A 7657-nucleotide genomic window follows, 5' to 3' on the forward strand; every position below is an offset into this window, starting at 1 on the left:
GTGACTAATCTTAATGATGAAGAGCGTCCACGCGATGAGTCATGACCATTAATAATAAGCTAGAATGACTTAGGAGATTCCGGGTTTTGACGGAGTCTAAACCCGGATAATACGATGGCTATTAGTGGTGTCTATGATGGGTGTCACTATGATATTGTCCTGAGTCATGGCTATGGTGATGTCCACCTGAGTAAGGATCATGACTGTGATGATGTCCATCTGAGCCATGATAGTGGTGAGGTCCTCCATGAGCATGGGCATGAGTATGGCTGCCAGAGTAGAAACTAGGGGTGTACCAAGTGTCATAATTGTTGGAATAATATCTGTAGCCAGTACTTCTGGGACTTCCAACGCAGAAAGGTAACAAACAAACAGCACCGATGCATATTAACAAAGCAGCAATAGGTAGAAGGGGGGCTGCTGTAAAAGCGGTGATACCAACAGCTCCAGTTGCGGTACTTGCCATAATAGCAGGTGCGAGAGCTGCGGTAGTTTTCATGGTTAGTGCGGCAATAATCCCTAGGGTTATTACAGCAGCGGTTGCTAAAGCGGCCATACATTTTAATAAAAAGCTGTAATTAGTTTGTGCTAACTCTATCAATTTTGAAGTCATTGATTACTCCCGAGTATTGAGCTTCTAAAGGGAGTACCATCTTCGTTTTCTTAGCGAAAGGAGTCAATGATTTTTTTTAAATCAATAGAGAAAAATTGATAAATTTTACACAAATAATGACAGATGCACTGTTGGGCCTTTATTTGAGGGTAAGGAATAAATATCTGACCTATCATTTGTATGTATTACTAATCAAGATTGGCAAAACGAGAGGAGTAGCTTGTTCATGGCTTTCAAATCCTAAAAATTATGATAAGCTGATTTGGTCTACAGTTGGTTAATGGCCATGCAATCTATCAAACCTAATCTCGAACTAAATTTAACCTTCCAGGTTTTTTGTGGGGTTTTGCTAGGCATTTTCACAGGCATTTTTTTGGGGAATTATACAGCTGTATTACGACCAGTCGGGCAAATCTATGTGATGCTTATGCAATCAGTAGTTTATCCTTATATCATTGCTTCTTTATTACATGGTCTTGGCTCATTAACACCGGCAATAGCAAAAAAATTATTTAAAAAGAATTGGTTTTTGTACCTATTCTTTGTAATTGTCTCATTTAGTCTAATAGGTGTTTTAACCCTGGCTATTCCAAAAAGTCAGTCATCCATTTTAGGCCCGCTAACAGTCCATCCAACCTTTGAAGGCTTTCTGAAGCGTTTAATACCTGATAATTTATTCACAGCGCTTGTTAATAATTACATGCCTGCCATCATTATTTTTTGCCTGCTTTTTGGTTCTGCATTGCAACATTATAAGAGCAAAGAACCAATTTTTGAGATTTTAAATGCGGTTAAAAGTACGTCCCTTAAGGTGTGGAATTGGATTATCTTAGGCTCACCTTATGCTGCCTTTGCTTTGATGGCCTATACAATGGGTACTATTTCTTTTCTAACTTTTGAAAATATCGCGATTTATTTGATTTTATTTTTTATTGGTTGTCTCGTATTTATTTTTTGGCTATTACCTGGACTTATTATAAGTTTTGTACCTGTGCGATATAAGGAAATAATGCATTTATTAAAAGGAGCACTTCTTATTTCAATAGCAACCAGTTTGTCAGTTGCAGCTTTGCCTTATATTGAAGTTTGTGCGAATAAGTTATTGGCTAGAGGTAAAGAATTAAATGAAAAAAATGACGAAATTGTCACGACAATCTCCTCAATAAGTTACCCTTTTGGTCAAATAGGCAACTTTTTTTTATATTTGTTTATTATTTTTGCGGCTTATTATTTTCAACATCCTCTCTTTTTAGAAAATATGGGGAATTTTTTCCTGATCATTTTGACTTATTTCTCTTCTCTTGGTTCGCCTAGTACTACTGTAGAATCTGTATCCTTTCTGGCTAGTTGGGCTGATTTACCTAAGACGACTGCAGAGTTGTATGTAGGATTATTTCCTATTACTCGATATGGTCAAGTGCCTGTATCAGTTATGGGTATGGCTTTAATTGCTATTGTTGGAACGTTTGCTTATTTTAATCGATTAAAAATAAGAAAACATTTTCTAATTTTTTGTTTATTAAGTACTTTTTTACCTCTTTTTCTATTTGTCATTTTTCTAACAAAATTTAAGTTTATTAGTCCTTCGGAGCTATCATTATTAAATTTTAGATTTCCCCCTGAGCTGACCCAGGGAGTGAAGGTAAGTATGGATCCAATCAACATACCCTCCACATTAGCCACACCAGGTGACCTTCAAAATATTAGAAAAAACAAGTTGTTGAGAGTAGGGTACAATGAACACATGATCCCCTTTGTTTACTTTAATAAGTACCATGAGCTAGTGGGCTATGATGTTGCTTATATGTATAATCTTGCCAGAGTTCTAGGCGTTGAACTTGTCTTCATCCATTTTGACTTTCCTAATCTTATTACTGATCTTAATGCTAATAAATTTGATATAGCAATTGGTTCTATTTATGTCATTCCGGACAGGCTGTTGCATGTTGCTTACACGCAGGCCTATTTTAGTGATCAACCTGCGTTTATTGTGAAAAAAGACAAGATAGATGATTACAAAGACGTTAATGCGATAAAAAATAAGAATTTAAAAATTGCTGTTTTTGATGATCCTGTGATGATACCTCTTGCTGAAGAAAATTTTTCCAAATCGCAGTTAGTGATTATACCCAATATGGATGTTTTGGTTGATTATCCTGAAATTGATGCTGCCCTCTGGACTCTTGAGCATACTCAAGCTTGGGCAGGCGCGCACCCAGGTTATGCGTCTGTGATGCCTTATGGATTAAAATCCGAAGCCCCTTTATTAATGGCTTATATGGTACGAAAGCAGGAGCAGGATTTCCTGTGGTTTTTAAATTATTGGTTAAAGATAAAAGAATCCGATGGATTTCAACAAGAGCAATATGAGCATTGGATCTTAGGGAAGCCGGTGCGCAATAAGGATGAGCGCTGGAGTATAATTCACAATGTATTGCACTGGGTGTGAATAATACTAACATACCCCTTAATAGCAATGTTTTCCCTAATTCTGAAATATCTTTGAAAACCCGGGGTGTGGCAACCCCGGGTGATCTTTATTCTTGGCTATTTTTTTGGATTAATATCCATTTTCGATATAGCCTTTGCCAGGCTTGTCGATGATGGGGATTAGCCCAATCATAGCCAATTAATTGCCAATCTGGATCGTCGGGATTAAATCCAAGATTTTTTATGTAATTTGCATCGCAGATAAAAAATTGGTTTTGATAAGGCAACAAAAAACCACCATGAAGTCGGAGATAAATTTTTGCTTCAGAATAATTTGCAAACCACTCATTGAGGAATCCACCTCGAATAAAGGCTAATTGGCATTTTAAGTCAGCCCAAGACTTAAATCTCTTTTCAAAAGCAATCACCGCAAGCGCATGCTTTCGCTTCACTTGGGATTTCATTTCATCGATAGATAATTTTGCGAATTCTGGCAATTGCTGGAAGCGTTTTGCTGCCTGCTTTACTTTATCCAGATCCTGCGAATGCAAAGACTTTAGCAAGATAGATGTAAGAATTTTACACTCATTGACGTTAAAGGATTTATGAGACCTATTCATTTGTACCCTCTCTGTTTAATCGCTAGAGACCCACAATCCAGCTGAACAAAAGGGTTAAACGAATAAATTTAGATTCGATAACTAAGTTTAGGGTGAGATCCTCTTTCGTGGGTATAGGCGCCCCTTAAGCCTGAAAAACAATGTTAGTTGACTAAACAATATTTGTAAATAGGGAATCAGTGATTTTGATTTATTTACAGATAAATAAATGAGAAAAAATAAGAATTAATATGCCCTTAATATTGTGGATATAAAATATCCTGCACGACAATATTCTATTGTGGATATCTGAGCAATTTTTTTATAAACCCCCCGATTTTTATAGAAAAATAAGCGTGAAAAATTCTCAAATATTCATTATGGCTATAAGAAATAGGTGGAGAAATGCCTAAATTTACATTATCTAAATCTGAGGCGACTATACTAGGTATTACTGATGCTGGCTGGTTTGATCTAATCAAAGATGCAGGTACTCGTTATAAAAAGACATATGGATGGGGTTCTAACCCTTTGCGTGAAGATGTTTCATCAGTTTATCAGTTATATCTAGACTCAAAAAAGGTAGATTCTATTTTATTGTTAAAATCTCAATTGGATATTGAGACGACAAAAAAATTAAATTTCATAATGCAAAATATTATTTCTCTTACTGAAGGACTTTCAAGTGAATTAAATTGTATTTTATGGGGTATGTATTGCGAAACCAAAGGAGAGGTAATTGATGCGACATCAATTAATGAATATTTTGCCAAAGAAGGTAGAACCCTAGTCTCTATGTGTGAGTCTAGAGGAATAAATTTCGAGAATTTTATCACCGAATTGGTCGTTAGAAGCTCTTCAACTGAATTTAAAACAGTCGATTTATTATCGCAAAATCAACATGATAAATTAGTTCTATTTTTGAAAAAATTTAATGATAGATTAATGTATGGTATCGAAAAATCAAATGGTTTTGTTCCCAAAAGAGATCATAACTTAGATGCTAGTAAACGTGTCATCGTGAATACTATCCAAGAAAACATTATACGCTTTTATGAGGAAAAAGAATTAATACCAATCGAAATGGTTGTGATGAAACATGATGAAAAAGCAGAAAGTTTCTATCCTGATTTTTCCTCCGTAATTAACAAAATGAAAAAGAATTATTCGAGTTCTGAATTAAGAGTCGTCTATAAATTAATGGAAGAAATCCCTGATAAAGAGATTAGACAAATTATTCGTGCTAGCTTCTTTTTAAAGGAGATGACTGCTAATCAATCAGATAAAATCACGTTTAAAACATTAGATAACCCATGGGATAGTCATGACTTAGTGGGTGGGGGTACTTTTTGGCAAAAACGAGAGCGAAAGCGCACCGATCAATCTTTACCACAATGGGTTCGTGAGTTAATCAAAACTAAAGAAGAATATAAGTCAAAGGAGCATCAAATGGAAAGCCCTGAGAATTTTGATTATTTTATGTCGTAATCCACATAAATATTAATTAAATACTGTTGTGAATATATCTCTTAAAAATCCTAGTTATCAATGTGATGATTTGGTGAAAATCTAAAAAATATTTGGTTTTTTTAGATTGGATCTCCGTTTCTTTTCTATAATTTCTAATAGATATCTAAAATTTATTATGATTGGTGGTATCTATTATGTTAAGAAGTTTTCTGTTTTTCGGGAAAAAAAAGGAAGGCAAAAATAAAAGTGAATTACTCGACAAGGAGATAAAGCATCTAGTTGAGGTTGAGGGTTTTTCCGTATCAGAAATTAAGATAAAAAATGAGAGTGAGTTAAAATTTATTCCGCCAGAGAAGTTGTTTGTTTCTGAAAGTGGTTACGCTTATAACATTGATGATGTTGTTACACGCATGAAATCCATTAAAACTCTTCGATCGTTTGTTCAAGGATTTACCCAGGGAGCAAAAGGTATTTTATGTGACTATAAAAACCTGGAGAGTCATATTGAATTTAAAGAGAAAAATTTATATTTTTCAGGGATTGATATAGAGCGTAATACAGTTTTTTCAGTTTTCGATATGCAAAAGCTATGTGAGTTTCCGCAAATAAAAGAGGCGCTAATTGAAGCTTGTAAGGGGGATGAATATTTTGAGCAATTGCTGGAGTGTGCCTATGGGATCAGTGATGAAACCATGCTCAAAATGGAAAATTTGGCTCATCAAGCAGTCTTATTTGATCATCCTCTGCTGAAGTTTAATGAGGAGGAGTTAGGAAAGCAGTTAAATGAGGTAATTATGGAGATGATTAAGCATCTTAAAAGTTTAGGGGATAAAAATCCTGAAATTATCTTATGGAAAACGGCAGAACAAATCATGAGAAACAACATGCAGGGAGAATATAAGCGTTTTAATACACTCATTAAAGATTTAGATGTGATTACAAAACAAAGCGGAGAAGATGAGTACTCCTCATGCGCCTCTGGTTTTTATCAAGAGTTCTCTAATCTTTACGGTATTCTCATTACATTTAAACGTTATGGGAAAGCAATCAATTATAAACCTGACTGGCTACAAGATAGTGAAGAGGAAGAAGGAAAAAACAGTCCAGCTCTGAGTGGATCGCAAGAGTTTTGAAAATCAATAAACTTAGACTCAATTGTACTGTTAAGGATAACAAATTTTAAAGGGTCGAGTTTTCTTATTTGAGCAAATTAGTAAAAGTCAACAACATCTTGACTTTAGCAATAAAATTGTAAGAAAGTTAGCAGCATTTCGCCTTGATAGGGAGTAATACACGATGTTGTTATTTAGTTCAGCGTTAGCGAAACACCAATTAACGTTTACCCAACTTTCTGATTGTATGGAGCATCTAACTCAGGCTGCAACTCTGGTTGAAGAGGAGTGGGGTTACATTCGCAATTTGGGGGTTGCTGAACGTGAAAAGATAATGACTAAAATAAACAAAGATCTTTATATTGGCACATTGAATAACCAACTAATAGCAATGTTTGCATTAATAGATAAAGAAACTGAGCTGTTACCTAAGACTTGTGAATTAATGTATGTTTATGTGGAAAAAGATTACCGAGGTCTCGGGTTTGGACGCCAAATTATTAACGAAGCTAAAAAATTAGCAGTGATGAAAGGTGCTGAACTGATTTTACTGGACACTTTAAAACCCAGATTGAATCGTCTGTATGAGAAAGAGGGGGCTGAAGTTTTTTGTGAGAATCATTTATTTTCTCAACCAACTGATGTCTTAAAAATCAGTCTTTAAAGCATGTGCCCCTATGACTACTGTTAATAGGGGAGATATTCTGACTAACTTGCCTCATTCTATTCTGTATTTTTCGATTGCACTCCTAGTGTTATAACGTAATAATCGAACCGGATTTGCCAAGTCGCAAACCATGTTGTGTTTGTATTATTAGCATTGCTATTTAAGGATAAAGATGAAAAAAAATTTATTAATAGGATTTATAGCCGCAATGTCTTTTGCGGGGGTGTTACATGCCGATTTTACTTTTTATGCCAGCGATTCCAATACTTGTGAATACGTTGCTGGACAATGGGTTGGTAAAGGTAAAGCATCTAATTGGCTTTTGGGTGAGTGTGTCTACCAAGGGTCAGGAACAGTGGGCCCAGTAGACAGCCAGGGGAACTTCACATTGGAGGTTACTGCTGATAAAAATTCAGGAAATATTTTATGTCCTGATCATGCTCATAAAGAACTTAGCGGAACTTGCAATAATGGCGTGGTTAAGATTATAACCGAGTACGGCAATCTGAGCGGTAACTTTTCAAGAAATGCAGGTGATGCCAAAGGAAAATTAACTGTTGCGCCAGGCGTGAGTGCAGATATTACAGTTCGATTCCAAAGAGCGGGATGAGTTAGGTCGGATTGTTGAAGGATATTTCCAGCCAACTAATAAATAAAACTTAGCGCAACTATAATCGCTGAGGTAGTGTTTAAATAACTGTGTCATCTCTTTTAACTTGTTATAATTTCAACACTTAAAAGAGGTGCCCATGAGTAAGAATAAAAA

General features: G+C 35.4%; 7 protein-coding genes. 5 read left to right on the forward strand and 2 right to left on the reverse strand.

Annotated elements, in window-relative coordinates:
* Nucleotides 1-121: 121 nt before the first annotated feature.
* A complete protein-coding gene (locus tag Lbru_RS08285) occupies nucleotides 122-613 on the reverse strand; it encodes a hypothetical protein (RefSeq protein ID WP_058441722.1) in 492 nt (163 codons plus the stop codon).
* Between the two features lie 286 nt (nucleotides 614-899).
* On the opposite strand from Lbru_RS08285, the gene Lbru_RS08290 reads away from it, so the two are divergent.
* Nucleotides 900-3062, forward strand: a complete 2163-nt coding sequence (locus Lbru_RS08290; protein ID WP_162262401.1) for a cation:dicarboxylate symporter family transporter — start codon at nucleotides 900-902, stop codon at nucleotides 3060-3062.
* Between the two features lie 88 nt (nucleotides 3063-3150).
* Here Lbru_RS08290 and Lbru_RS08295 read toward each other — a convergent pair whose 3' ends face one another.
* On the reverse strand, nucleotides 3151-3663 hold the full coding sequence (locus tag Lbru_RS08295; RefSeq protein ID WP_058441724.1) for a hypothetical protein: 513 nt from the start codon (nucleotides 3661-3663) through the stop codon (nucleotides 3151-3153).
* A 384-nt stretch (nucleotides 3664-4047) separates the two neighbouring features.
* Between Lbru_RS08295 and Lbru_RS08300 the strand changes: the two genes are divergently transcribed.
* The 4 genes from Lbru_RS08300 to Lbru_RS08315 all read left to right on the forward strand — a co-directional run bounded on the left by Lbru_RS08300 (nucleotide 4048) and on the right by Lbru_RS08315 (nucleotide 7501).
* A complete protein-coding gene (locus Lbru_RS08300) occupies nucleotides 4048-5130 on the forward strand; it encodes a hypothetical protein (RefSeq protein ID WP_058441725.1) in 1083 nt (360 codons plus the stop codon).
* A gap of 176 nt (nucleotides 5131-5306) precedes the next feature.
* On the forward strand, nucleotides 5307-6245 hold the full coding sequence (locus tag Lbru_RS08305; RefSeq protein ID WP_058441726.1) for a hypothetical protein: 939 nt from the start codon (nucleotides 5307-5309) through the stop codon (nucleotides 6243-6245).
* 163 nt (nucleotides 6246-6408) lie between these two features.
* Complete coding sequence (locus tag Lbru_RS08310) at nucleotides 6409-6888, forward strand: GNAT family N-acetyltransferase (protein WP_058441727.1); 480 nt, start codon at nucleotides 6409-6411, stop codon at nucleotides 6886-6888.
* 175 nt (nucleotides 6889-7063) lie between these two features.
* On the forward strand, nucleotides 7064-7501 hold the full coding sequence (locus Lbru_RS08315) for a hypothetical protein (RefSeq protein WP_058441728.1): 438 nt from the start codon (nucleotides 7064-7066) through the stop codon (nucleotides 7499-7501).
* The last annotated feature ends 156 nt before the right edge of the window (nucleotides 7502-7657 follow it).

Source organism: Legionella brunensis (assembly GCF_001467025.1).
Taxonomy (GTDB): domain Bacteria; phylum Pseudomonadota; class Gammaproteobacteria; order Legionellales; family Legionellaceae; genus Tatlockia; species Tatlockia brunensis.

Bases quoted from the DNA above. Each gene is read 5' to 3' on its own strand.
- Lbru_RS08285 (WP_058441722.1), bottom strand. From the start codon at position 613: ATGACTTCAAAATTGATAGAGTTAGCACAAACTAATTACAGCTTTTTA.
- Lbru_RS08290 (WP_162262401.1), top strand. From the start codon at position 900: ATGCAATCTATCAAACCTAATCTCGAACTAAATTTAACCTTCCAGGTT.
- Lbru_RS08295 (WP_058441724.1), bottom strand. From the start codon at position 3,663: ATGAATAGGTCTCATAAATCCTTTAACGTCAATGAGTGTAAAATTCTT.
- Lbru_RS08300 (WP_058441725.1), top strand. From the start codon at position 4,048: ATGCCTAAATTTACATTATCTAAATCTGAGGCGACTATACTAGGTATT.
- Lbru_RS08305 (WP_058441726.1), top strand. From the start codon at position 5,307: ATGTTAAGAAGTTTTCTGTTTTTCGGGAAAAAAAAGGAAGGCAAAAAT.
- Lbru_RS08310 (WP_058441727.1), top strand. From the start codon at position 6,409: ATGTTGTTATTTAGTTCAGCGTTAGCGAAACACCAATTAACGTTTACC.
- Lbru_RS08315 (WP_058441728.1), top strand. From the start codon at position 7,064: ATGAAAAAAAATTTATTAATAGGATTTATAGCCGCAATGTCTTTTGCG.